The organism is Jannaschia seohaensis (assembly GCF_900116765.1).
In the GTDB taxonomy this organism is placed as follows: Bacteria; Pseudomonadota; Alphaproteobacteria; order Rhodobacterales; family Rhodobacteraceae; genus Jannaschia; species Jannaschia seohaensis.
This window is the reverse complement of the sequence record NZ_UETC01000002.1, coordinates 215,265-237,889: the sequence shown is the minus strand read 5'-3', so window position 1 is coordinate 237,889 and position 22,625 is coordinate 215,265. Positions and strand designations below refer to the sequence as shown.

Annotated in this window: 25 protein-coding genes; 13 read left to right on the top strand and 12 right to left on the bottom strand. The window is 68.5% G+C overall.

The annotated features are described in order from the left end of the window. Nucleotides 1-73: 73 nt before the first annotated feature. The 11 genes from DTQ71_RS05940 to DTQ71_RS05890 form a co-directional block, all read right to left on the bottom strand. Nucleotides 74-946 (bottom strand): ATPase, encoded by an 873-nt coding sequence (locus DTQ71_RS05940; protein WP_109563363.1) that lies wholly within the window; start codon nucleotides 944-946, stop codon nucleotides 74-76. Continuing rightward, nucleotides 943-1,860, bottom strand: a complete 918-nt coding sequence (locus DTQ71_RS05935) for a DMT family transporter (protein ID WP_109563760.1) — start codon at nucleotides 1,858-1,860, stop codon at nucleotides 943-945. Before DTQ71_RS05935 ends, DTQ71_RS05940 begins: the two co-directional genes overlap by 4 nt. Nucleotides 1,861-1,972: 112 nt before the next feature. Next, nucleotides 1,973-3,289, bottom strand: a complete 1,317-nt coding sequence (locus tag DTQ71_RS05930) for an OmpP1/FadL family transporter (protein ID WP_109563362.1) — start codon at nucleotides 3,287-3,289, stop codon at nucleotides 1,973-1,975. 188 nt (nucleotides 3,290-3,477) lie between these two features. Next, complete coding sequence (locus DTQ71_RS05925) at nucleotides 3,478-4,305, bottom strand: DMT family transporter (RefSeq protein WP_109563361.1); 828 nt, start codon at nucleotides 4,303-4,305, stop codon at nucleotides 3,478-3,480. Nucleotides 4,306-4,355: 50 nt separating this feature from the next. After that, complete coding sequence (gene ccmE / locus DTQ71_RS05920) at nucleotides 4,356-4,799, bottom strand: cytochrome c maturation protein CcmE (RefSeq protein ID WP_109563360.1); 444 nt, start codon at nucleotides 4,797-4,799, stop codon at nucleotides 4,356-4,358. 14 nt (nucleotides 4,800-4,813) lie between these two features. Continuing rightward, the gene (locus tag DTQ71_RS05915; RefSeq protein WP_109563359.1) at nucleotides 4,814-5,620 is read right to left on the bottom strand and encodes a glutamate racemase; all 807 of its coding nucleotides are present in this window, start codon (nucleotides 5,618-5,620) and stop codon (nucleotides 4,814-4,816) included. Between the two features lie 1,003 nt (nucleotides 5,621-6,623). Beyond that, on the bottom strand, nucleotides 6,624-6,860 hold the full coding sequence (locus DTQ71_RS05910; RefSeq protein WP_109563358.1) for an acyl carrier protein: 237 nt from the start codon (nucleotides 6,858-6,860) through the stop codon (nucleotides 6,624-6,626). Nucleotides 6,861-7,039: 179 nt separating this feature from the next. Beyond that, nucleotides 7,040-7,777 carry a 3-oxoacyl-ACP reductase FabG gene (gene fabG / locus DTQ71_RS05905; RefSeq protein ID WP_109563357.1) on the bottom strand — a complete coding sequence of 246 codons (738 nt, stop codon included), beginning with the start codon at nucleotides 7,775-7,777 and terminating at the stop codon, nucleotides 7,040-7,042. Nucleotides 7,778-7,798: 21 nt separating this feature from the next. Next, the gene (locus DTQ71_RS24560; RefSeq protein WP_111785595.1) at nucleotides 7,799-9,241 is read right to left on the bottom strand and encodes a calcium-binding protein; all 1,443 of its coding nucleotides are present in this window, start codon (nucleotides 9,239-9,241) and stop codon (nucleotides 7,799-7,801) included. Between the two features lie 7 nt (nucleotides 9,242-9,248). After that, nucleotides 9,249-10,199, bottom strand: a complete 951-nt coding sequence (gene fabD / locus DTQ71_RS05895) for an ACP S-malonyltransferase (RefSeq protein ID WP_109563356.1) — start codon at nucleotides 10,197-10,199, stop codon at nucleotides 9,249-9,251. Between the two features lie 378 nt (nucleotides 10,200-10,577). After that, nucleotides 10,578-11,462 carry a LysR family transcriptional regulator gene (locus DTQ71_RS05890; protein WP_109563355.1) on the bottom strand — a complete coding sequence of 295 codons (885 nt, stop codon included), beginning with the start codon at nucleotides 11,460-11,462 and terminating at the stop codon, nucleotides 10,578-10,580. A gap of 99 nt (nucleotides 11,463-11,561) precedes the next feature. Between DTQ71_RS05890 and DTQ71_RS05885 the strand changes: the two genes are divergently transcribed. Further along, on the top strand, nucleotides 11,562-12,281 hold the full coding sequence (locus DTQ71_RS05885) for a DUF4386 domain-containing protein (protein WP_109563354.1): 720 nt from the start codon (nucleotides 11,562-11,564) through the stop codon (nucleotides 12,279-12,281). A 94-nt stretch (nucleotides 12,282-12,375) separates the two neighbouring features. Here DTQ71_RS05885 and DTQ71_RS05880 read toward each other — a convergent pair whose 3' ends face one another. Next, on the bottom strand, nucleotides 12,376-12,951 hold the full coding sequence (locus DTQ71_RS05880) for a LabA-like NYN domain-containing protein (RefSeq protein ID WP_109563353.1): 576 nt from the start codon (nucleotides 12,949-12,951) through the stop codon (nucleotides 12,376-12,378). A gap of 106 nt (nucleotides 12,952-13,057) precedes the next feature. On the opposite strand from DTQ71_RS05880, the gene folK reads away from it, so the two are divergent. From folK to era, 12 genes are all read left to right on the top strand, one after another. Next, on the top strand, nucleotides 13,058-13,651 hold the full coding sequence (folK, locus tag DTQ71_RS05875; RefSeq protein ID WP_109563352.1) for a 2-amino-4-hydroxy-6-hydroxymethyldihydropteridine diphosphokinase: 594 nt from the start codon (nucleotides 13,058-13,060) through the stop codon (nucleotides 13,649-13,651). Between the two features lie 50 nt (nucleotides 13,652-13,701). After that, nucleotides 13,702-14,055 (top strand): DNA-directed RNA polymerase subunit omega, encoded by a 354-nt coding sequence (gene rpoZ, locus DTQ71_RS05870; RefSeq protein ID WP_109563351.1) that lies wholly within the window; start codon nucleotides 13,702-13,704, stop codon nucleotides 14,053-14,055. Nucleotides 14,056-14,074: 19 nt separating this feature from the next. Further along, the gene (locus DTQ71_RS05865; protein WP_109563758.1) at nucleotides 14,075-16,207 is read left to right on the top strand and encodes a RelA/SpoT family protein; all 2,133 of its coding nucleotides are present in this window, start codon (nucleotides 14,075-14,077) and stop codon (nucleotides 16,205-16,207) included. Nucleotides 16,208-16,234: 27 nt separating this feature from the next. Beyond that, nucleotides 16,235-16,933: a DUF2062 domain-containing protein gene (locus DTQ71_RS05860; protein WP_109563350.1), complete on the top strand. Its 699-nt coding sequence runs from the start codon at nucleotides 16,235-16,237 to the stop codon at nucleotides 16,931-16,933. Nucleotides 16,934-17,127: 194 nt separating this feature from the next. Beyond that, the gene (locus tag DTQ71_RS05855; protein WP_109563349.1) at nucleotides 17,128-17,874 is read left to right on the top strand and encodes a pyridoxine 5'-phosphate synthase; all 747 of its coding nucleotides are present in this window, start codon (nucleotides 17,128-17,130) and stop codon (nucleotides 17,872-17,874) included. A 68-nt stretch (nucleotides 17,875-17,942) separates the two neighbouring features. After that, a complete protein-coding gene (locus tag DTQ71_RS05850) occupies nucleotides 17,943-18,347 on the top strand; it encodes a hypothetical protein (RefSeq protein ID WP_109563348.1) in 405 nt (134 codons plus the stop codon). A gap of 19 nt (nucleotides 18,348-18,366) precedes the next feature. Next, nucleotides 18,367-18,717, top strand: a complete 351-nt coding sequence (locus DTQ71_RS05845; protein ID WP_109563347.1) for a hypothetical protein — start codon at nucleotides 18,367-18,369, stop codon at nucleotides 18,715-18,717. Next, nucleotides 18,714-19,127: a holo-ACP synthase gene (gene acpS / locus DTQ71_RS05840; protein WP_109563346.1), complete on the top strand. Its 414-nt coding sequence runs from the start codon at nucleotides 18,714-18,716 to the stop codon at nucleotides 19,125-19,127. Before DTQ71_RS05845 ends, acpS begins: the two co-directional genes overlap by 4 nt. An 87-nt stretch (nucleotides 19,128-19,214) precedes the next feature. After that, the gene (gene lepB / locus DTQ71_RS05835; RefSeq protein WP_109563345.1) at nucleotides 19,215-20,000 is read left to right on the top strand and encodes a signal peptidase I; all 786 of its coding nucleotides are present in this window, start codon (nucleotides 19,215-19,217) and stop codon (nucleotides 19,998-20,000) included. Further along, nucleotides 19,997-20,887, top strand: a complete 891-nt coding sequence (gene lepB / locus DTQ71_RS23765) for a signal peptidase I (RefSeq protein ID WP_146204803.1) — start codon at nucleotides 19,997-19,999, stop codon at nucleotides 20,885-20,887. Before lepB (DTQ71_RS05835) ends, lepB (DTQ71_RS23765) begins: the two co-directional genes overlap by 4 nt. Continuing rightward, nucleotides 20,884-21,564, top strand: a complete 681-nt coding sequence (gene rnc, locus DTQ71_RS05825; protein WP_109563344.1) for a ribonuclease III — start codon at nucleotides 20,884-20,886, stop codon at nucleotides 21,562-21,564. Before lepB (DTQ71_RS23765) ends, rnc begins: the two co-directional genes overlap by 4 nt. Then, the gene (gene era, locus DTQ71_RS05820) at nucleotides 21,561-22,472 is read left to right on the top strand and encodes a GTPase Era (RefSeq protein ID WP_109563343.1); all 912 of its coding nucleotides are present in this window, start codon (nucleotides 21,561-21,563) and stop codon (nucleotides 22,470-22,472) included. The genes rnc and era overlap by 4 nt, the downstream gene beginning before the upstream one ends. The last annotated feature ends 153 nt before the right edge of the window (nucleotides 22,473-22,625 follow it).

Below are 22,625 nucleotides of genomic sequence, written 5' to 3'. Positions count from 1 at the left end.
CCCCGGGATATTTAGACAGGGAAGAAGAGGGAGCGGTGAGCTTTCTGTCTCCCGTTTGGGGTGGAGAGGGGATCTATGCGCCGGAGGCGTGTCTGCCAAGGGCACCGGCGACGAGATCGGTCACGTCCTCGGCATCGCGGACCTGCATCACGTCGGAGGCCTGCACGGTGACGCCCCAGTTGCGGGCCATGGCGGCATAGCGGGGCTGGCGTTCGCGGATGGCGGCGGTGTAGGCCTCAACGGCGAAGGCCTTGGGGTCGACCTGATCGGGGCCGTGGCCGGTGCGCCGCATGTGAGACTGCCACGCCTGGGTCAGGAATTCGGGGCGGTAGCACATCGGCTTGGGCGCGCGGGCGAAGCGGTCGATCAGGGTCTGGGTGTGTTCGTCGCTGCCTTCGATCCAGACCATTAGCGTGTTTTCGGACAGGGTCGTCAGGACGGGGTCGTTCGGATCCTCAGCATCGACCACCTCGCAGGTGGAGCCGCCCGAGTCGCAGACGAAATTGTTGTAGCCGTAGATATCGCCCGCTCGCTCGATGAAATGGGGCAGGTCGAGCAGCGCATTGATCTCGGCGCGCACATGCAGCGCCTGGCGCCGCTCGTATTCGGCAAGCGGCAGGCCGCCCTTCTTGGGGTCGCCGGGCTGGCCCAGATAGGTCGAGAGCGGCGCGAGGTTATCGAAGGTGATGTTCGACCCGATATAGATCGAATCGGTGCGCAAGAGGTTCGCAAGGAACGGCACGCGCATCGCCTCGCGCTTGAGATTGTCATTGATATGCTCGCCCATATAGGCGGTGCCGATGCGGTAATCGACGGAGTAGTGGAACCACTCGCCGGACGCGCGCAGGATCTCCGACAAGTGGGTCTTGCCCAGGCCGGACATGCCGAAGAAGGTCACGCGCTTGGCCGGCGCGTCGCGCCACTCGGCCGGGGTCTCGTAGATCATGGACCGGGCGTAGCCCCCCGCCGCAGCCGGCGCAACAGGCGACCGTCCAGCAGCGCGAGACCGAGGGCGAGAAGGGCGAAACCGGCATAGACATTGGGCGACAGCACTTCGCCTCGCAGGACCGCGCCCAGCAGGATCGCCACCGGCGCGACCATCAGCGTGCAGAGCATCGTGTTGCCGCTGCCCGCCATGGCCAGGACCCGGAAGTAGAGCAGATAGGCGCCGGCCGTGGCGATGACGGCGTAGTAGCCCACCGCGAGGATCGTGCTCGCCTCCTGCGGGACGACCGGACCGTCGAGCCAGAGCGCGACGGGGATCATGACCAGGGAGGAGCCGGTCAGCATCCCCGCCGCCTGCACCTGAGGCGCGAGGCCCTGGAGCCTGAGCCGCGCCCAGACCCCCGCCAGCGCGTAGGACATAGTGCCCAGTACGACGGCGATCTGGGCCATGGAGCGGATGTCGAAATTCGCGAGGTTTTCCAGTCCGATGGCGGTCGCTACTCCGAAAAAACCCAGCCCGACGCCGATCGCGCGCCGCAGCGTCAGCGACTCGTCGGCCAGAAACAGGGCCGCCGCCAGCACGCCGAACACGGCCGTGCCCGCGTTGAGAATCGAAGTCAGCCCCGTCTCGATATGGAGCTGGCCCCAGGCCATCAGCGAGAAGGGGATCACGTTGTTCAGAAGCCCCATCGCCAGCAAGGCCCCCCAGATCCGCGGTGCGCGGGGCAGGGGCAGGCGTCGGACGAGCACATAGGCCCAGAGCACCAGCGCCGCGAGTCCGACCCGGTAGGCCACCGAGGTGGCGACAGGGATCTCGTCCAGCGCGGTGCGGATCGCGAGGAAGCTGCCGCCCCAGATCAGCGAGAGCAGGCCCAGCTCGGCCCAGGCGCGGGAAGGGATGTCGCGGCTCGTCATGGAGCGGGCGTAGCGCCGCGCGGTCTCCGGCGCGACCCGGAAGTTGCGCCCGGCGCAAACGAACACGCCCCGCCGGGACGGGCGGGGCGCGGGAGAGACGGGCGCGAAACGCTCAGAACTCGTAGGCGACCTTTAGGCCGATGCCGATGGCGCTGTTATCCTCGAACAGAGCGACCGGCTGATTCGCCACGCCCGCATAGGCATCGCCGAGCTTGGTGTAGTTGATGCCGCCCGAGATGTTCAGATTTCCGGAGGTATAGCGCGCGCCCAGCGAGACACCGATCTGGCCATCCGTCGGCCCCAGCGGCGTCACCGTGTCGGTGCCTCTGTCCTTTTCGTAGATGATTGTCGCAAGGCCCACGAGGTTCTCGTTGAAGCGCCGCGCGACGCCGAGGCTCCAGCGATAGCTGTCGTCGATATTGGCAAGGTCGGAACCCAGCAATTTGGGGATGACATCGAAATCGCCCCAATCCGCCCAGCGCAGCCCGGCCAAGAGCAGCGTGTCCTCGGCGATGCCAGTCTGGAATTCGATATTGACCGATTGCGGTGAGGCGAAGCTCAGGTCGTTGGACAGTGTGGTGCCGCCGAACAGGATCGAGGTCTCGTTGCCCGTGGTGTCGTGGGTGACTTCGGAGTGGTAAGTCACGGCGAGGCGCAGGGCGATCTCGGGGATCTCATAGGCCGCGCCGAAGGTGAGACCCAGGCCCCAATCCTGCTCGATCACGACATCGTATCCGCCGGTGGAGGTGAAAGCCTGGATGGCGTCCAGGGACTGGGCGAAGCTCGGGTTGGAGCGCAGTTGCTGCTCCAGCGCCTGGGTCTGGGGGCTGCCGACAGCGACGCCCGCCAACGCCTGCGGCGCGCTCGCGCCCACGCTTTGCAGGACTCCCGCGGAGAGCGGATCGCCCGACGCCGCCGCCCGGCTGAGTGCTTGGCCAAGCCCCCGCGCGCCGAGCGCCGCCTGATAGGCGAGACCGTTGAGGGTGATCTCGCCGCCCGCCCGTTCTGCCCGCAGGCCGCCGAAGAGGCTGAAGCGCTCCGAGAACCGATATTTCCCGATGAAGCTCACCGCGTTGGAACTCAGGTCGGCCTTGGTGCCGCCCAGGTTCGAGGCGGTCGGGTCGTCATTATAGAGGATGTCGGCGCCAAAGGGCTGATCGCCGATGATCGCATAGCTGAACCGGTCGTTGACCGCGTTGGTAAAGCTCCAGCCGAAATTGGCGTAGTCGCCGCCGGCGTCATAGCTGCCCCCCGTGCCGCCGGTGTCAGCGCCGGTCAGATCCGGCTGCACATAGCTTAGCCCGAAGGAGAGCGTATTGGCCGGATCGAAGATCGCGGCAACGGATTGGCCGGAGCGGTCGAGCCCGCCCGCGACGGCGGTGCCCGCGCTCACGGTCGTTGCGACCGCGGCGAGTACGAAGCGATTCATCTGTGTCCTCTTCCCTTGAGTTGCGGCCTTGATGGGCCGCGGCCGGTCATCCCTTCCGGCATACGAAACCTGCGATGGGTCGCTTACTGCTCACACCGCCCGATTTCGGTCAAATCGAACGCTGCGTCAAAAATTCTCGTTTCAGCAGCGGTCTTTGGGATGTGATAAAAATACCACGAGCGCGAAATTCATCCGCGATTGGCGAGTTTCAGGTTTGTCCAGGCGGCACCTGCGATCACCGCCCCGCCAAGCAGGATCAGCGGGTCGAGCCCCTCCCCATAGAACAGCGCCCCGATCAGCGCGATCAGCGGCAGGCGCGCGAAGTCCACCGGCATCACCGTGGCCGCGGGGGCGAGCGACAGCGCGTTGGTCAGGCAGAAATGCGCGGCGAGCCCGGCGAAGCCGATCAGCGCCAGCCAGGGCAGGGTGGTCGCGTCGGGCAGGGCGATATCGCCGTCGAGCCCCGCGGTGATCAGCCCGAACAGGAGTTGCAGCACCGTCAGCCAGAACAGGATGCCCATCACCGTCTCGGTCCGCGTCAGCCGGCGGGTGAGCAGGTTGGTCAGCGCGAAGAAGAGCGCGGCCATCCCCGCCCAGACGAGGCCCAGCGATATCCCGCCCGAGAAGGGCTGCGCGACCAGCAGCACGCCGCCAAAGCCCATGGCGGCCACGCCGTATTGCGCCGGGCGCACCCGCTCCCCGAGGATGAGCGGCGCGAGCAGCAGCACCCAGAGCGGTGAGGTGAACTCCATCGCGAAGACCTGCGCCAGCGGGGCGGAGATCAGGGCGAGGAACCACAGGTTCTGCCCCGTGAAATGGGCGATGTTCCGCCCGATCTGGAGCTTGAGGTTGCGCGTCGAGATCTCGCCCAGGCGCCCGAGCGCCAACCCCAGGCCCAGCACCACGAGAACGCCCACGACCGAGCGGTAGAGCATGATCTCGAAGGTGTCGTGCAGATGGCTCACGGCACGACCCGCCACCGCCATCGCGGTGAAGGACGCGATCGAACCCAGCATCCACGCCGCGGCGCGGAGGTTGGTGTTCGAGACGGTGGCGGGGATCTCGGTCAGCTTTCGGGGCCCTGGTAGACGCCCTGTTCCTTGAGCGCGTCGACGACCTCGGCGGGCATGTAGGTCTCGTCGTGGCGGGCCAGGATTTCGGTCGCCACGAAGACGCCATCGACAAAGGATCCGGTGCCGACCATGCCTTCGCCCTCGCCGAAGAGGTCGGGCAGTACCCCGGTATAGATCGCGGGTATCGAGGCGCCGCCATCGGTGACGCGGAACGTGATCGAGGTGCCTTCGCCCCGGACCAGGCTGCCCTCTTCCACGAGGCCGCCGATGCGGAACACCTCGCTGGGGGGCGGCGGCGCCTCGGCCACCTGGCTGGGCGAGCGGAAGAAGTTGATCCCGTCGCGGAAGCCATATCCGATCAGTCCGGCCGAGAGCGCGAGCGCCACCACGGCCAGTGCGATGACCTGAATCCGGCGTGTTTTCTTCAGCGAGCGCATCGGTTCTCCTCCCGTCAGGCCGCTTCGAACGTGATCTGGCGGCGCAGGAACTGCGTCGCGCGGGCCGAGACCCGCTCCGGGTCGCCCGTGGTGACCATGCGGGTGCTGCCGCCGCGGGCCATCTCGGGCCTGCGTTGCAGATAGTCGGCTAGGCTCTCGGCCACAATATCGGCTTGACTGAAGACCTTCACACCCGGGCCGAGCGCCCGCTGAAAGCTCTCTGCGACAAGGGGGTAATGGGTGCAGCCCAGGATCGCCGCGTCCGGATGCGGCATCTTGCGCAGCAGCGCGTCCACATGGGAGCGGACCAGCGCGTCCGCGAGGATCATGTCGCCATCCTCGATCGCATCGACCACGCCGGCGCAGGCCTGCGCCTCCACGTCGACGCCGATGGCGCGGAAGGCCAATTCCCGCTGGAAGGCCCGCGAGGCGACGGTGGCGGGCGTGGCGAAGAGCGCGACCTGATTCACCGCCACCTCCCGCGGGGGGGAATTGTCGCCCCATTGCCGCTCCGTGAGGGCCTCGATCAGGGGCACGAACACGCCCAGCACGCGCTTGCCCGGCGGCACGCCCGCCTCCTGCATGCGGCGCAGCGCGGCGGCCGAGGCGGTGTTGCAGGCCAGGACGACGAGATCGCACTCTTCCCACATGGCGTGGACGGCCTTGACGGTCAGGGCGTGGACGTCGTCGGCGGTGCGAACGCCGTAGGGCGCATGGGCGTTGTCGCCGTAATAGCTGACCGAGAGGTCGGGCAGGCGGCGGGTCACCGCCTCCCAGACGGTCAGGCCGCCCAGCCCGCTGTCGAAGATGCCTACGCTCATGCCCGCCCCCGGGCCCGCATCAGACGCAACCCGGCCTCCCATTGGTCCCGTCGAAGCCCTCCGCGGGCCCCGCTCCGCCCGCCTCATAGGTCTTTCGGCGCAGCCCGTCCATCGACTCCGTCTGATAGCCGCCCCTCCGGAGGTTCTCGGCCGGGCCGATCTCGGAGCACATGGAGAGACGGACAGGGCCATCGGTCCGGGCGGGGAACTCCCGCAGGAGCAGACCTTGGTGCAGCGTGCGGTGGAGCTGCGAGGCGAGCGGGAACGGACGGGGATTGGCCCCTCGACATGGATCGGCACCAGCGCCGCTCCGGAACGGCGGACGGGCCTGACCGTGAACCCGCCCGGCCGTATACGGGACAGAAGCAGGGGCAGGGGCAGGCATCCAGATTGCTGGAGGGAAGTTGGCGGCAACCATGATGGGGTCGCGAGACGGAGTCCGTAGCGCCGCGCGCTCTCCTCCCAGACATCCGCGCCCTCGCAGGCCGCCCGTCGCTGCGATTCGACCGTCGGGATCGCTCTCGACCCTCCGTCAGAGGATGTGATCCTCGCGGCCTCCAGAGATGCCGATCCCGGCCCACGTCGCGGGCTATTGTGGCGGCGGGATCGGCATGGGCGTCCAAGCGAGGTCGCGGAGCGTCAGGTCTTTGGCAGGTAAAGCGGCTCGCTCGGCGCCCCCAGCGCATCGCACAATGGTCGGACATGGCGTGTGACGCTCTCCGCGACGGCCTTGCGCCTGGGATCGTCCGTCACGGCGTCTCCGCAATCGGACGCGCCCCTTTCGAGAACTAAGCTCGGCCCCGCCCTCCTGTTTGACGAAACGCCAACCGCGCGCCGGTGGGAGAAAGCGTGTCGCCTCATCCACGGGTCTGCCCGTCCGGGCGTCGGGACCGCCTATGGGGTGGCGGAGGCCGTTTTGGGACCTTTCGACAGAGGGATAGCGCAACAGAAAAGGGCGCCCATCGGGCGCCCTCGAAACCGTGTCGCCATGGCGGCGATGCGGTCAGGTGTTGGCCTTGATGAAGGTCACGGCGTCGCCGAACGTCTGGATCGACTCGGCGGCGTCGTCCGGGATCTCGATGCCAAACTCTTCTTCGAAGGCCATCACCAGCTCGACCGTGTCCAGCGAGTCGGCGCCCAGATCGTCGATGAAGGACGCGTTGGCCACGACCTTGTCCTCTTCGACCCCCAGATGCTCCACGACCTTCTGGCGGACGCGCTCTTCGATGTTGTCGCTCATGCTCTCATCCCTCGTATGGGGCCCTGCGGGGGCCTGTCTTCGCATGTTGGCCCCGTCGCGGGCCGCTCTCTCACTTGTGAACGGCCGGAGGGCGAACAAGCCCCCCGGCGGAATCTGCGCCTCCTCTAGCGAGGGTGCGACAGGATGGCAAATCGTTTGTATTCGGTCCGATCCCCGAGTCAGAGCATCGCCATGCCGCCGTTCACATGCAGCACGGTCCCGGTGACATAGGCCGCCTCGGGGCTGGCCAAATAGAGCGTGGCTGCCGCGATCTCTTCGGGCTGGCCCATGCGGCCCATGGGGATCTGCGCGTCGATCTTGGCCTTCTGGTCGTCGGTCAGCTTATCGGTCATCGGGGTGGCGATGAAGCCCGGCGCGACCGCGTTCACCGTGATCCCGCGCGAGGCGACCTCATAGGCCAGCGACTTGGCCATGCCGACCATGCCCGCCTTGGACGCGGCGTAATTTGCCTGGCCCGGATTGCCCGTGGCGCCGACGATGGAAGAGATATTCACGATCCGGCCCCAGCGCGCCTTCATCATGCCGCGCATCACGCCCTTGGAGAGGCGGAAGGCCGAGGTGAGGTTCACGTCCAGGACCGACTGCCATTCCTCTTCGGACATGCGCATGAAGAGGTTGTCGCGGGTGATCCCGGCATTGTTGACCAGGATGTCGACGGAGCCCATCGCTTCGGTGGCTTGCCTGGGCAGGGCGTTGACCGCGTCCGCATCCGCGAGGTTGCAGGGCAGGACATGGGCGCGCTCGCCCAGGGTCTCGGCCAGTGCCTTGAGCGGGTCTTCGCGCGTGCCCGACAGGCCGACCGTGGCGCCCGCGCCGTGCAGCGCCGTGGCGATGGCCGCGCCGATGCCGCCGGAGGCCCCCGTGACGAGGGCCGATTTTCCAGTAAGATCAAACATCTGCAAACCTTTCTTCAGGTATCAGAAGAGCAGGAGATCGGCGGCCGTGACCGCTGGCGCCCCGCTCAGTGTGGCAAGGAGGCGGGGAGCGGCGCCGTCTGGTCCGCCCGGGTCCAAGCTCAGCGTCCCGCTCTCGGCGTCATAGAGGACGAGGGTCCCGAACGCGTCCGCAGAAAGCGGACGGGGCTCCGACGCCGCGTCCCCGCCGAGCAGCCGGTCGTCGATGGCCAGCCGGTCGCCCGGCTTGAAGTCGCGCACCAGATCCGCCGGGCCGCCGACGAAGGCGAAGACGTCCGCTCCCGCGCCCCCGATCAGGTCGTCGGCGCCGCCGCCGCCCACCAGGGTGTCGTCGCCCGATCCGCCATGCAGGCTGTCGGCCCCGCCCCCGCCGGAGGCGAGGTCGTCCCCGTCGCCGCCCCGCATCCGATCGTCGCCGCGCCCGCCCCGAAGGAGGTCGTCGCCCTCCCGGCCCATCAGGATCTCGTCCGCATTCGTCCCGCGCAGGCGGTCGGCCTCCGCGCCGCCTTCGATCCGGGTCTCGGTGCGGAACCTCTCGAACCAGAGTAGTCCCTCTTGGGTCGGCGGCCGACCCTTCTCCGGGTGCCAGCCGTGGAAGCGGCCCAGCGGCGTCGGCGTGTCGACCAGCGGTCCGCCGGTGTCGAGCTTGGCCTCCCAGACCTGCACCATCGCGCTGAGCGCGGTGAGCCCGCCGACCGTCTCCTCCAGGAAGGGTTCGTAGTCGAACCCCTCGTCCAGCAGCCGGGAGATCTGGTGGATCAGGGTCATGTCGTAGGTGTGGTAATGACCGTTCAGCCCCTGGTCGCGCAGGAAGTAGGGGCGTTCGGGATTGGCGTCGATCAGCGAGTAGTAGACCCAGCTGTCCAGGAAGGCGTCGCCGTCCTCCTCCCGCACAAAGAAGTCCGCGAGCTTCGGTCCCGCGTCGCCCAGGGCCAACTTGCGGAACCCCGCCTCGCCCGCGCGCTGGTAGAGCGCCGCGCGGCCCGGCGCCGTCTCGGCCAGGAGGTCGGCCGCCTCTAGCAGGGTCCGGGTGGCGTAGAGATGCTTGTTGATCGTCCCGCCCTTGCTCGCGCTCTCGCGGCCGGTCCGGCCGACGAACCAGGCCGTCTCCGTCTCGAATTCGAGCAGGCCCAGCCCGCCCGCCGCGTAAGGCGTCAGCAGGACGTCGAGCGCCGCCCGACCGCCGCCCACCCATTTCGGCACGTCCCACGCCAGCCCCGCCTCGATGAGGTGGATGCCCAATGTCGACTGCCCCATCGCGTTGTAGGACCGCCCCAGCGCGTTGGTGTCGATCAGCAGGCCGGCATCGACGTCCTCGACGACCTGATCCCCGGCCAGAGCGAGGTGAAGCGTGGCGCGGAAGGCGTCGATGTCGTCCTCCCGGAGCGCCGCGTTGAACGCCCGGATGTAGTTGTGCCAGGGGCGCCCGGGGACGTCGTCGATCATGCGCCGGTCAGTCCGTCGCCGCGCGGAGCGAGGCCGTGGCCTCGGCCACGTCGGCGGGGGTGCCGATGGCGCGGGTGGCGAGCGACTTGTCGATGCGGCGCACCATTCCGATCAGCGCCTTGCCAGCGCCGATTTCCCAGATGTCGGTGACGCCGGAGGCGGCCATGGTCTGGATGCTCTCGCGCCAGCGGACGGCGCCGGTGACCTGATCGACCAGCAGGTCGCGGATCACCGAAGCGTCGGTGGCGGGGGCGGCGGTCACGTTGGTGACGACGGGCACGACCGGGTCGGCGATCTTCACGTCCTTCAGGGCCGCGGCCATCGCCTCGGCGGCGGGGGCCATCAGCGCGCAATGGAAGGGGGCGGAGACCGGCAGCATGACCGCGCGCTTGGCGCCCCGCTCCTTGGCGAGCACCAGGGCGCGCTCGACCGCGGCCTTGTGGCCCGAGATCACGACCTGGGTCGGGTCGTTGTCGTTGGCGGCCTGGAGCACGTCGGTCTCGGCGGCGTCGCGCGCGACGGCCTGCGCGTCCTCGAAGCCCATGCCCAGCAGGGCGGCCATGGCGCCCTCGCCGACGGGGACGGCTTGCTGCATCGCCTCGCCGCGCAGGCGGAGCAGGCGGGCCGCGTCGCCCAGATCCAGCGCGCCGGCGGCGACGAGCGCGGTATATTCGCCCAGCGAGTGGCCCGCGACGAAGGCGGCATGCTCGGCCACCGATACCCCTTCGGCCTCCAACGCCCGGAGCGCGGCGATGGAGGTCGCCATCAGCGCCGGTTGCGCGTTGCGGGTCAGGGTCAGATCCTCGATTGCGCCGTCCCAAATCAGGCCCGACAGGCTCTCGCCCAGAGCCGTGTCGACGGTCTCGAACACGTCGCGCGCGGCCGGGTAGGCCTCCGCCAGGTCCCGTCCCATGCCGATGGTCTGGGCCCCTTGGCCCGGAAACACGAAGGCTTTCATGCCGCTCTCCCTTGAGGTCAGGGCCGTCTAGCCTCCGTCGCCCGGCGCATCAAGCGGGCGAGGGGCCTCCCCCCCCCGGGCCACCCGGCCTCGGAGCCGCGCCGAGACAAAGATGTGCGACGGAGAAACGATCCAAGCGGCGCTGTCGGGCCCGGCCGCGCCGAGCGCGACCTCTGGGGTCTGGTCCCGCAGGCGGCCCGCGATGTCCCCTCCGCAAGCAGGACGCTCCTCGACAGCCGGCTCCCCCCGGTCCCGCGGTTCCCTCCTAGGAGGCGCAGATCGCGCCCGACTGGGGCGCGAAGGCAGAGCAATGGCCAGGGACGGAGCGCGCCCACAAGGTCGAGGGTGCAGTCGGGAGGCCGGGATAGCGGCGCAGCCCTACCGCAGCCCGTCGGCCAAGGCGTCCCAGACGACGCGCAGGCGGCGGGCGCGGCGGACGTCGCGATGGGCGACGAGCCAGACGGGAAAATGGACGGGGGCGAGATCCGGCAAGATCCGCTCCACCCCTGGCTCGGCATCGCCGATGCGGTCGTCGATGATGCAGATCGCGTGTCCGGCCCGCACCATCTCCCAGGCGGCCACGAAATTGCCGGTCCGGTAGGGAAACTTCATGCGATCCACCGGAAAGCCCATCCCCGCCATCATCGCCTCCAGCGCGCCGCTGTGGTCGATCTCGATCACCGGCGCGCCCGCGAAGCCCTCGGGCGTGCTGGGGCGGCCGAGACGGTCGAGCAATTCGGGGGATGCGTAGAGGCGCGCGGCGGCATCGCGCAGCTTGCGGCCGATCAACTCCGGATCGTCGGGGCGCACGTTGCGGATGGCGAGATCGGCGGCGCGGCGGCGTAGATCGGACAGCTGATTGTCGACCACCACCTCGATGCGCAGGTCGGGATGCTCCGCGTGCAGCCGCGCCAGGATCGGGGGGAACAGCCGGGCGGCGTAGATATCGGAGGCGGAGATCGAGACCTCGCCTGCGATCTCGTCGCTCAGTCCGGCGACGGCGAGGGCAAGATCGCTTGCGCCATCGCCCATGCGGCGGGCATGGGCGAGCAGGTCTTCGCCCGCCGGCGTGAGGCCCAGGCCCCGGCCGTGGCGCTCGAAGAGGGCAACGCCCAATTCCCGCTCAAGCGCCTCGACCTGGCGGCCGAGCGTGGGCTGGGTCAGGCCGAGCGCCCGGGCAGCGGCCGAGAGCGAGCCCTCCTCCGCCGTGACGAGGAACGCCCGGACCCGGTTCCAGTCGAAGGTCACTGCGCGCCAATCCATGCGGATATGTATAGCAGATCCGCGTTCCTGGGGAATATTGCAGATGCTGGTCCTGCGATACGCCGCCGGGCATCATCCGCGATGCAAGGGAGCTGTGCCATGACCGCGTTCGACGATCCGACCACCCGGTCCTTTGCTCGCGTCGCGGGCGTCCTCTACCTGGTCATTGCCGTGGCCGGGTTCTTTTCGATCCTTTACGTGCCGGGGCAACTGACCGTGCCCGGAGACCCCGCGTCGACCCTCGCCGCCATCGCGGCCCGGCCCGGCCTCTTCGCGCTGGGCGTGGGCGGCGACGTGGTCATGATGACAGCGGAGGTGGTGCTGGCCGTGATGCTCTTCGCCATGTTCCGCCCGTTCGGAGCGGTGCTGGCGACCGCCGCCCTGGTCGCGCGGCTGATGATGGCCGCCGTCATGGCCGCGATGCTGCTGCCGCAGGCGGCGATTCTGGCGCTGGCGACCGACCCGTCCCTGGCCGGGGAGGGGCAAGCCGCATGGCTCGCCGCGACGCTGGCCCGGATGGACGCGGCGGGCGTCTGGGTCTGGCAGGTCTTCTTCGCCCTGCATCTGTGGATGCTGGGCGCCTTGGCCTTGCGGTCCCGGGCGGTGCCGCGCCTGCTGGCCATCGGGTTGGTGGTGGGCGGAGCCGGCTATCTCGTCGACAGCGTCCGCGCCTTCGCTTTCGACGGATCGATGGCGCTGAGCGTGATCGGCGGGGCGCTCCTGGCGGTGGTCACCCTGTCGGAGATCGGCTTTGCGCTCTGGCTGCTGACACGTGGCCGGGTGGCGGCCTCCGAGGCCCCGATGGCCGGCCGCGCCTGAAACAGCGCGGAGCCGGCGGGGATGACGGGCGCGTCCGGCCTCCGACCGGGCGCCGTGCCCGATCGGAGTTCCCCGCGCGGACGCGCCCGCCGGATCAGCTGGCGGCGACTTCCGCGTGTTGCATGTCGCGGTCTCGCGGCTCGCGCGGAGGGCGGCCGATGACTTCGCGCAGCTCGTCGAGCTCGATGAAGTTGTCGGCCTGGCGCCGCAGATCGTCGGCGATCATCGGCGGCTGCGACCGGATGGTCGAGCAGACCGACACGCGCACGCCCTTGCGTTGCAGCGCTTCGACTAACGGCCGGAAATCGCCGTCGCCGGAGAACAGCACGATATGATCGACATGGTTGGCAGTTTCGAGCGCATCGACGGTAAGCTCGATATCCATGTTCCCCTTGATCTTCCGGCGGCCCTGGCTGTCGGTGAACTCCTTCGCCGGTTTTGTCACCATCGTGAAGCCGTTGTACTGGAGCCAATCAACCAGAGGGCGAATCGGCGAATACTCCTCCGTGTCCAGCAGGGCCGTGTAGTAGAAGGCCCGCAGCATCTTGCCGCGTCGCATGAACTCCTGTCGCAGCAGTTTGTAGTCGATGTCGAATTGAAGTGCCTTTGCAGTGGCATACAGATTCGACCCGTCAATGAAGAGCGCAAGGCGCTCGTCCCGGTAAAACATCCTACTTTCCTTTCGGGAGGCCGGCCGGCGTGTGAGTGAACCGGCGGCTGACATCCAGAACTTAGTATGTCACTCGTTCGGGACTGCCCGCAACAAGCATACAACCATGAGGACAATCGTACACCTCGTCGCGCTTGGCGCAAATGCCGGGATCAACCGCGCGGCCAACGCGGCGCGCGTCGGCCGAGCCATGGCCCAATTGTCAGTGATGTTTCGCGGACGGGTGCACGGCTCGCCCCTCTTTGCCACACCGGCCTGGCCGCCCGGAGCGGGGCCTGAATTCATTAATTCAGTCATTGCGATCCGTAGTTCTATGTCGCCCGCCGCGATGTTGCGCCGTCTGCACGACCTGGAGGCCCGCCTGGGCCGCGTGCGCGGGCGTCGTTGGGGGGAACGAAATCTGGATCTGGACCTCTTGGCCTGCGGCCAACTGGTGCGGCCGGATGACGTCACGCAAACTTTTTGGCGGCACCTGCCGCCCGCGCGCCAGCAGCGAGAGGCGCCCGACCGGCTGATTCTGCCGCATCCGCGGCTGCAGGACCGTGCCTTCGTGCTGGTTCCTCTGGCCCATGTGGCGCCGCGCTGGCGTCACCCGCTGACCGGCCGCACCGTTGCCGCCATGGCCGCGGCGCTTCCTGCCTCCGCAAGGGCAGAGGTTCGGCGGCTCGGGTCCGCTCGGAATCCGCTTGTCAAGCGGTAACGGCTCGCTTATCTGCTGATTTCCCTCTCCTCCAAGCCCGAGGTGCCCCGATGGCCCGCGTGACCGTAGAAGACTGCGTCGACAAGGTTCCCAACCGTTTCGATCTGGTGATGCTCGCCGCGCATCGCGCCCGGGAGATCGCGACCGGTTCGCCGCTCACCGTGGACCGCGACAACGACAAGAACCCGGTCGTCGCCCTCCGCGAGATCGCCGAGGAGACCCAGTCCGCCGAGGAACTGCGAGAGCGGCTGATCCAGTCTAATCAGACCCAGATCGAGGTGGACGAGCCCGAAGAGGATCGGATGCCGCTCCTGATGGGCGCCGAAAAGGACGCGCCCGCCGAGGACGATCTCTCGGAAGAGAAGCTTCTGCGCGCCCTGATGGAGGCGCAGGGCCAGCGCTGACATGGTCGGCCCGGCGGCGATGATCGGGGCGGACGACCTCGTCGATCTGGTCCGGGCCTACAACCCCCGCACCGACGCGGACCTGATCCGCGAGGCCTATGCCTATGCGGTGCACGCCCATGAGGGGCAGACCCGCCGCTCGGGCGAGCCATATATCACGCATCCCGTCGCCGTCGCCGCGCTCCTGTCGGAGCAGCGGCTGGACGATGCGACCATCGTGACCGCGCTGCTGCACGACACGATCGAGGACACGCGCTCCACCTATGGCGAGGTGGCGGCCCGCTTCGGCGAGGAGATCGCGGAACTGGTCGACGGCGTCACCAAGCTCACCAACCTGGAGCTGACCTCGCGCGAGACCAAGCAGGCCGAGAACTTCCGCAAGCTCTTCATGGCCATGTCCAAGGATCTGCGCGTGATCCTGGTCAAGCTCACCGACCGTCTGCACAACATGCGCACCATCAAGCACATGGCGCCTCACAAGCAGGCCCAGAAGGCGCATGAGACGATGGAGATCTACGCCCCGCTCGCCGGTCGGATGGGCATGCAATGGATGCGCGACGAGTTGGAGGATCTGGCCTTCGCCGTGCTCAACCCCGAGGCGCGCAACTCGATCATGCGCCGCTTCGTCAGCCTCCGGCAGGAGACGGGCGACGTCATCGTGCGGATCCAGGCGGATATCGAAACGGAGTTGGCGCGCGCGGGCCTCGTCGCGCAGGTGCAGGGGCGGGCCAAGCGGCCCTTCTCCATCTGGCGCAAGATGGAGGAGAAGGAGATCGGGTTCTCGCGGCTGTCGGATATCTACGGCTTCCGCATCCTGACCAATAGCGAAAAGGACTGCTACGGCGCGCTGGGCGTGGTCCATCAGCGCTGGACGGCCGTGCCCGGCCGGTTCAAGGACTATATCAGCCAGCCGAAATCGAACGGCTACCGCTCTATTCATACGACCGTGTCGGGCCGCGACGGCAAGAAGGTCGAGATCCAGATCCGCACCCAGGAGATGCATGAGGTGGCCGAGCGCGGCGTCGCTGCGCATTGGTCTTATCGCGACGGGGTGCGGGCCGAGAACCGCTTCGCCGTCGACCCGGTGGAGTGGCTGCGGCAGATGACCGACCGCTTCGAGGAAGCCGAAAACCACGCCGAGTTCATGGAAGCGGTGAAGCTGGAGATGTATACCGACCAGGTCTTCTGCTTCACGCCCAAGGGCGATGTGATCAAGCTGCCCAAGGGCGCGACGCCGATCGATTTCGCCTATGCGATCCACACGCGGCTGGGCCACCGGACGGTCGCCGCGCGGGTCGACGGCCTGCGTGTGCCGCTCTGGACGCGGCTGCGCAACGGCCAATCGGTCGAGATCGTGACAGCCGAAGGCCAGACGCCCCAGGCCACCTGGATCGACATCGCGACGACCGGCCGCGCCAAATCGGCGGTGCGCCGCGCGCTCAAGGCGCAGCGGCGCTCGGGCTATGTCCGGCTGGGGCGCGAACTGGCCCGCGCCGCCTTCGCCCAGATCGGCAAACGCGCAACGGACAAGGCGCTCAGGACTGCCGCCAAGGCCCATGGCTATGACGACGACGAGGATCTGCTCGCCGCCATCGGTGCCTCTCAGATCAGCGCCCGCGGCATCGTCCATGCGCTCTATCCAGAGCAGGTCGGCGCCCATCCCCCCCCGGATGTCGGGGCGGAGCATGCCATCGTCGGCCTCGACCCGAAGGCCCATTACGAACGCGCGCCCTGCTGCCAGCCGCTTCCCGGAGAGCGCATCGTCGGCATCACCAATCGCGGCCATGGCGTCACCGTCCACGCCATCGACTGCCCCCGCATGGTCGAGTTCGAGGACCAGATGGATCGCTGGGTCGACCTCAGCTGGAGCCCGGGCCACCACGCCCCGCGCAACGCCGTGACGCTGGAGATGACCATCTCGAACAATCCAGGCGTCTTGGGACGGATTTGCACATTGATCGCCGAGCAGAACGCCAATATCTCAGATTTGCGTTTCGTCGACCGGAAGCCGGATTTCTTCCGACTCCTGATCGACGTTGACGTGCGCGACCGGGAGCATCTGCACGCTGTCGTCATGGCGGCAGAGACAGATAGCGACGTGGCCCAGCTGCGCCGCCATCGCGACGACAAGCCCGAGCGCGTCCCCGCCTGACGGGGGCGGACGGAGGAAGGGAGCACGGTGGTATTCAAGCGCCGGGACAGGTTGCCCATCTGGCAGACGGTGCTGCGACTTCTCTGGCCTCAAGGCGGCTGGGGCCGCGCCGCGATCTATGTCAAGCACCGGCTAAGGCGCCTGCCGGACACGCCGCGCAAGATCAGCCGGGGCATCATGGTTGGCGTGTTTACCACCTTCACCCCGCTCTATGGCGTGCATTTCATGGTGGCCGCGTTGCTGGCGGTTCTGGTGCGGGGCAATGTGATGGCCGCGCTGCTGGGCACCTTTTTCGGCAACCCCCTGACCTATGTTCCCATCGGGGTCGTCTCGCTGAACCTGGGCCATTGGATGCTGGGCACCGAGATGGACCGGGAGGTCGACGAGACCATCTTCGGCAAGTTCTGGGGCGCTGGCGAGGACCTGTTCTGGAACGGCTTGTATGCGATCACGGGGCGGCCGACGAACTGGGACGCCACGATCCTGTTCTGGCACGATGTCTTCTGGCCCTGGATGGTCGGCGGGATCTTTCCCGGCCTTGTCACGGGCGTCGCCGCCTATGCCGTAAGCCTGCCGCTGATCGAGGCCTATCAGCGCCGCCGCCGCGGGGCGCTCAAGAAGAAGCTCGACGCGATCCGCGCGCGGGCGGCCGAGAAAGCCGCCGCCAAGAAATCTGCTGGCGCCAAGTCCAAGGTCGGCCCGGCCCGCGGCGAAAGGCGGACCTGAGCCGGGCAGGCCGTCGGGCCAGGGCCGACGCGCGCGTAGCCCATCGCGGCCAGATCGCGCTAGGCGGCGGTGGGAGAGGCACCTGTGTCGGAGGGGCGCCGCGCGCGGGGCTCACCTCCGCGTGACGATCGCCGGAACGGGGATGGGAACCCGCGCCCCTTTGCCCTATCTCGACCCAAACAGGAGGCTCGCCGATGGAAAAGCTGCGTCTGGGCGTCAACATCGATCACGTCGCCACGCTACGCAACGCGCGTGGCGGAGCGGCACCCGACCCGGTCCGGGCCGCGCTGCTGGCCGAGGCCGCAGGCGCGGACGGCATCACCGCGCATCTGCGCGAGGACCGGCGCCATATTCGCGATGCGGACATGGCGGCGCTCAAAGCGGCTCTGTCGATCCCGCTGAATTTTGAGATGGCGGCGACCGCCGAGATGGCGGAGATCGCGCTGGCCACCCGGCCCCATGCCGTCTGCCTCGTGCCCGAGAAGCGCGAAGAGCGTACGACCGAGGGCGGGCTGGAGGTCGCGGGCGACCAGACCCGCCTGACCGACTACATCACGCCCTTGCGGGAGGCCGGGGCCCGCGTGTCGCTCTTCGTGGCGCCCGATCCGCGGCAGATCGAGGCCGCCTCCCGCGTGGGCGCCGCCGTGGTGGAGCTGCATACCGGGACCTATTGCGACGCGGTCGACGCGGGCGAGACCCAGGCCGCGGCGGAAGAGTTGGAGCGGTTGGTCGCAGCCGCCGCGCAGGCGGCTGAGCAGGGGCTGGAGGTCCATGCCGGGCACGGTCTCAGCTACGATTCGGTCGCACCCATCGCCGCGATCCCGCAGGTGGTCGAACTCAATATCGGCCATTTCCTGATGGGGGAGGCGCTATTCCGCGGGCTGCCCGGCGCCCTGGCCCAGATGCGGCGGCTGATGACCCTCGCGCGGGGGGCCGTGTGATGCGCGGCGGGGCGTGGTGGGCACAGACTTTTGGTCCAAAAGTCTGGCAAAAATTTTCGCGGAAAATTTTGCTCGGCGTCGCCATCGGCGCCCTGGCTGGGCCGGCGGCGGCGCAGCATGTCTCGGAATGCGACACCCCATTGGCCAGCGCCCGCAATGTCGACTGGTCCGATCCGACCCGCACCTTCGCCAATGATCGGGTCCGGCTGGTGGCGCTCGACAGCGGGGCGGAGGAAGGACCGGGCCGCTTGCTCGTGACGTTCCCCGATCCGGATGGGGAGAGGGAAGGCTGCCGCCTGATCTCGGCGGAGGACGGGATCGGCTATGGTGGCTTTTCGCTGCGGCGCGCGGCGGCGCGCTATGGCGGGCAGCATGCGCTCAGCATCGGCGTGCCCGCGACCGATGCCGCGGGCGATCCGGTCCTGATCGAGTTCGTGGTCGACTGGGCCGCGGGCACGGTCGAGATCCCCTGAGCACGTGCGAGGTCGACGGATGAACATCCTTCTCATCGGTCTTGTCACCTTCGCGGCCGGGTATGCCGTGCCCTCCGCGCTGCTGGCGTTCACGTTCCTGAGTGGGGCCGGTCTGCTCTGGTTCGCCTGGACCGCGACCATGGCCGTTGGCACGCCGGCGGATGCGCCTCATCTGGCATGGCTGCTGGTTTCAATCGCCATGGCGGCGCCCGCCCTGATCTACTGGATCCACGGCGTGGCCGTCTCGCGTGGGGCGATGCGGCGAGCCTATGCGCGGCGCGGGCGCTGGATCGAGGGCGCCTTTGCGGTGGTGGCCCCCGCGCTGATCCGCCAAGGGTTTGTCTCGGTTAAGCGGCGGGCAGGCCCATGATCCTCGGCATCGGCACCGATCTCGCCAATATCGAGCGGATCTCGGGCGTGCTGGATCGCTTCGGCGACCGGTTCCGCGATCGGGTCTTCACCGAGACGGAGCAGCGCGTGGCGAGGCGCCGCGCCAAGACCGAAGGCGGCGAGGCTTCGACCTATGCCAAGCGCTGGGCCGCCAAGGAGGCCTGCTCCAAGGCGCTTGGCACCGGCCTGCGGATGGGCATCGCCTGGAAGGACATGGCCGTTACCAACCTGCGCAGCGGCCAGCCGGTGATGCAGGTCACCGGCTGGGCCGCCGAACGGCTGGAAAAGATGACCCCTGACGGCCATGAGGCCATCATCCACGTCTCGCTGACCGACGATCACCCCTGGGCGCAGGCTTTCGTCGTGATCGAGGCGCGACCCTTCGCATGAACCGCCCCTCCGACGCCGGGGCTGCGGTTGACAGCACCGGGGGGGAGGGGCACTGCAAGGAAAAGCCAGAACACGAGGCAAGCGGGCATGGCATCGAAGGTCCAGAAAAAAGACGGCCCCTGGGAAACCGTCAAAACGGTCGTCTGGGCGCTGCTGATCGCGGGCATTTTCCGGACGCTCTTCTTCCAGCCGTTCTGGATTCCGTCCGGCTCGATGAAGGACACGCTGCTGATCGGCGACTTCCTGTTCGTCAACAAGATGGCCTACGGCTATTCGCGCCATTCCTGCCCGTTCTCGATCTGCCCGATCTCCGGCCGCATCCTGGGCTCCGAACCGGAGCGGGGCGACGTCATCGTCTTTCGCCATCCGGTCACCAATGACGACTTCATCAAGCGCCTGATCGGTCTGCCCGGCGACACGGTGCAGATGCGCGAGGGGCGGCTCTGGCTCAACGGTGAGGAACTGCCGGTCCAGGCGGCCGAGCCCTTCGTCGAGATCATGGAGCCGCAGGGGCCGCAGCAGATCCTGCCCCGCTGCGCCAACGCGCCCGTGGGCCGCGGCGCCGAATGCGTCAAGGAGCGCAGCCTGGAGACCCTGCCGAACGGCGTGACCCATTCGGTGCTCAATATCGGCGACTTCCGGACCGACACCACGCCGGTCTACACCGTCCCGCCGGGGCAGTATTTCTTCATGGGCGACAACCGCGACAATTCCTCCGACAGCCGGGTGCCGCGATCCATCGGCGGGGTCGGTTTCGTTCCCTATGAGAACCTGATCGGACGCGCGGATCGTGTTATCTTCTCCTCCGCCGGGTCGCGGATGCTGTTCTTCTGGACTTGGCGCCTCGACCGCTTCTTCGAGGAGATCGTGTGACTGCCAGGGCGCTCCGCCGATCTTTCGTCCTTTCGGGGACCGGGGGACGGCGGGCGCTGTTCGCCTGGACGGTCGTCTACCATGTCGCGGCGCTAGGGATTCTCGCCTGGGGGCCGCTCGATACGCTGGGGCCTTGGGGCCGGCTGGTCTGCTATGGGGCGCTCGGACTGGCCTCCACGGCATGGGTCTGCGCGATCGTGAGGCGGCTTCACGACATGGGGCGCTCGGGCTGGTTCGCGCCGCTCTTCGCGATCCCGGTGGTGGGGCTTGCGCCGCTCGCCTGGGCGCTCACGGCCGCTCCCCGGCCCCTCGACCCCGACCGTTTCCGCCCCAAGCGCCGCTATCGCATCGCCTCCATCGTGATGCTGCTCTGCGTGGCGCTCTTCGCGTCCCGCGCGTTCTGGGCCCCGCATCGCATGGTCTCGGTGGCGATGGTGCCGACGATCACGCAGGGGACGCCCTTCGTCAGCTATCGCTTCGGCCCGGGGCGATACGGGCCGGGGGAAATCGTCCTGGTTACCGTGACGGCCTCCGACGGCCGGACCCGGCGCCTCGTCGCCCGGGTCGTCGCTACAGCGGGTCAGAGCGTAGCCTTGCAGGATGGCGTGCCCGTGCTGGACGGCGTGCCGGCCACCCATGCCCCCTGTCCGCTTGCGGCCTGCACGGTCGAGACTCTGCCCGACGGTGTCAGCTACCGCATCCGCACCGATCCTTCGTCCCGCCCGATGGCGGCCGTCACCGTGCCCGAGGGCGCGCTTTTCCTGTTGGCCGACAATCGGATCGCCGCGCGCGACAGCCGCATCCCCCCCGAGGAGGGCGGCCTGGGCCTTGTCCCGGTCTCGGCGGTCGAGGGGCGTGTCCTGACCTTTGCCAAGGTGACGCCATGAGGCTCTCCCACGACCTTCGCGCCTTTCAGGAGCGGATCGGCCATGTCTTCGCCGATCCCGAGCTGCTGATCCGCGCGATGACCCACTCTTCGCTGGGCTCGCCCACCCGGCCCGACAACCAGCGGCTGGAATTCCTGGGCGACCGGGTGCTGGGCCTCGTCATGGCCGAGGCGCTGATGAGCGAAGACCGCTCCGCCTCCGAGGGGCAGCTGGCCCCCCGCTTCAACGCGCTGGTCCGCAAGGAGACCTGCGCCGATGTCGCCCGCCAGATCGACCTGGGCGCCGTGCTCAAGCTCGGCCGCTCCGAGCAGGTGACCGGCGGCCGCCGCAAGGAAGCGCTGCTGGGCGACGCGATGGAGGCGCTGATCGCCGCCATCTATCGCGACGCGGGGCTGGAGGTGGCGCGCGCCGTGGTGTTGCGCCTTTGGGGCGAGCGGCTCGACCGCGTCGAGGAAGACGCCCGCGACGCCAAAACCACCCTGCAGGAATGGGCCCAGGCCCGTGGCATGGCCCCGCCCCGCTACGAAGTCGTGGACCGCTCCGGCCCCGATCACGCCCCGGTCTTCCGCATCCGGGCCCGGCTGGAGAATGGCCGCGCCGCCGAGGGCGAGGCCACGGCCAAGCGGGCCGCCGAGCAGGCGGCCGCCCGCGCTCTGCTAAAGGAGGTCGATCCATGACCGACGCCCCCACCCGCGCGGGTTTCGTCGCGCTCATCGGTGAGCCGAACGCGGGCAAGTCCACGCTTCTCAATCGAATGGTCGGAGCCAAGGTTTCGATCGTCACCCATAAGGTCCAGACCACGCGCGCCCGCATCCGCGGCATCGCGATGGAGGGTGCGGCGCAGATCGTCTTTGTCGACACGCCTGGGCTCTTCCGCCCCAAGCGCCGGCTGGACCGCGCCATGGTCGCCGCCGCCTGGACGGGCGCGGCCGATGCCGATGTCGTGGTCCTGCTGATCGAGGCCCATCGCGGCCTGACCCAGGGGGTCGAGGCGATCCTCTCCGGACTGGAGGAGCGGGGGACCGGCGCGCCCGTCCTGCTCGCTATCAACAAGATCGACCGGGTGGAGGCGCCCAAGCTCCTGGCGCTGACGGAGAGGATGAACGCGCGCTATCCTTTCGCCGCGACGTTCCTCATCTCCGCCGAGAAAGGCCATGGCGTGGACGACCTGCGCGCGGATCTGGCCGCCCGCCTGCCGGAGGGGCCCTGGCTGTATCCCGAGGACCAGATCGCCGACGCGCCGCTGCGCGCCATCGCCGCCGAGATCACCCGCGAGAAGCTGACCCTGCGCCTCCACCAGGAACTGCCTTATCAGCTGACCGTCGAGACCGAGGGCTGGGAGGACCGCGAGGATGGCTCGTCCCGAATCGACCAAGTGATCTATGTTGCGCGGGATGGTCACAAGGGCATCGTGCTGGGCCGTAAGGGCGAGACGACCAAGGCCGTCGGTCAGGCGGCTCGCGCCGAGTTGGAGGCGTTCCTCGGCCACCGCGTCCACCTCTTCCTGACGGTCAAGGTCCGCCCCGGCTGGCTGGAAGAGGCGGAGCGCTTCGACGCCATGGGGCTCGACTTCAAGGATGGCTAGCCCCGCGCTTGCGGCGAGCGCCGGGGGACGCCCCCCGGACCCCCGACTTCGCTGGCGCCGCCCCCCGTCAGCCGGGATCGCCGCGTCGAGGACGGCCGCCTCCGGCGGGAGTATTTCCAGCCAGAAGAATGCAATGCGGGTTTCTTCTGGCCA

Coding starts and splice junctions, on each gene's coding strand:
- DTQ71_RS05940 (WP_109563363.1), bottom strand. CDS start 946: ATGATCTACGAGACCCCGGCCGAGTGGCGCGACGCGCCGGCCAAGCGC.
- DTQ71_RS05935 (WP_109563760.1), bottom strand. CDS start 1,860: ATGACGAGCCGCGACATCCCTTCCCGCGCCTGGGCCGAGCTGGGCCTG.
- DTQ71_RS05930 (WP_109563362.1), bottom strand. CDS start 3,289: ATGAATCGCTTCGTACTCGCCGCGGTCGCAACGACCGTGAGCGCGGGC.
- DTQ71_RS05925 (WP_109563361.1), bottom strand. CDS start 4,305: ATGCTGGGTTCGATCGCGTCCTTCACCGCGATGGCGGTGGCGGGTCGT.
- ccmE (WP_109563360.1), bottom strand. CDS start 4,799: ATGCGCTCGCTGAAGAAAACACGCCGGATTCAGGTCATCGCACTGGCC.
- DTQ71_RS05915 (WP_109563359.1), bottom strand. CDS start 5,620: ATGAGCGTAGGCATCTTCGACAGCGGGCTGGGCGGCCTGACCGTCTGG.
- DTQ71_RS05910 (WP_109563358.1), bottom strand. CDS start 6,860: ATGAGCGACAACATCGAAGAGCGCGTCCGCCAGAAGGTCGTGGAGCAT.
- fabG (WP_109563357.1), bottom strand. CDS start 7,777: ATGTTTGATCTTACTGGAAAATCGGCCCTCGTCACGGGGGCCTCCGGC.
- DTQ71_RS24560 (WP_111785595.1), bottom strand. CDS start 9,241: ATGATCGACGACGTCCCCGGGCGCCCCTGGCACAACTACATCCGGGCG.
- fabD (WP_109563356.1), bottom strand. CDS start 10,199: ATGAAAGCCTTCGTGTTTCCGGGCCAAGGGGCCCAGACCATCGGCATG.
- DTQ71_RS05890 (WP_109563355.1), bottom strand. CDS start 11,462: ATGGATTGGCGCGCAGTGACCTTCGACTGGAACCGGGTCCGGGCGTTC.
- DTQ71_RS05885 (WP_109563354.1), top strand. CDS start 11,562: ATGACCGCGTTCGACGATCCGACCACCCGGTCCTTTGCTCGCGTCGCG.
- DTQ71_RS05880 (WP_109563353.1), bottom strand. CDS start 12,951: ATGTTTTACCGGGACGAGCGCCTTGCGCTCTTCATTGACGGGTCGAAT.
- folK (WP_109563352.1), top strand. CDS start 13,058: ATGAGGACAATCGTACACCTCGTCGCGCTTGGCGCAAATGCCGGGATC.
- rpoZ (WP_109563351.1), top strand. CDS start 13,702: ATGGCCCGCGTGACCGTAGAAGACTGCGTCGACAAGGTTCCCAACCGT.
- DTQ71_RS05865 (WP_109563758.1), top strand. CDS start 14,075: ATGATCGGGGCGGACGACCTCGTCGATCTGGTCCGGGCCTACAACCCC.
- DTQ71_RS05855 (WP_109563349.1), top strand. CDS start 17,128: ATGGAAAAGCTGCGTCTGGGCGTCAACATCGATCACGTCGCCACGCTA.
- DTQ71_RS05845 (WP_109563347.1), top strand. CDS start 18,367: ATGAACATCCTTCTCATCGGTCTTGTCACCTTCGCGGCCGGGTATGCC.
- acpS (WP_109563346.1), top strand. CDS start 18,714: ATGATCCTCGGCATCGGCACCGATCTCGCCAATATCGAGCGGATCTCG.
- lepB (WP_109563345.1), top strand. CDS start 19,215: ATGGCATCGAAGGTCCAGAAAAAAGACGGCCCCTGGGAAACCGTCAAA.
- rnc (WP_109563344.1), top strand. CDS start 20,884: ATGAGGCTCTCCCACGACCTTCGCGCCTTTCAGGAGCGGATCGGCCAT.
- era (WP_109563343.1), top strand. CDS start 21,561: ATGACCGACGCCCCCACCCGCGCGGGTTTCGTCGCGCTCATCGGTGAG.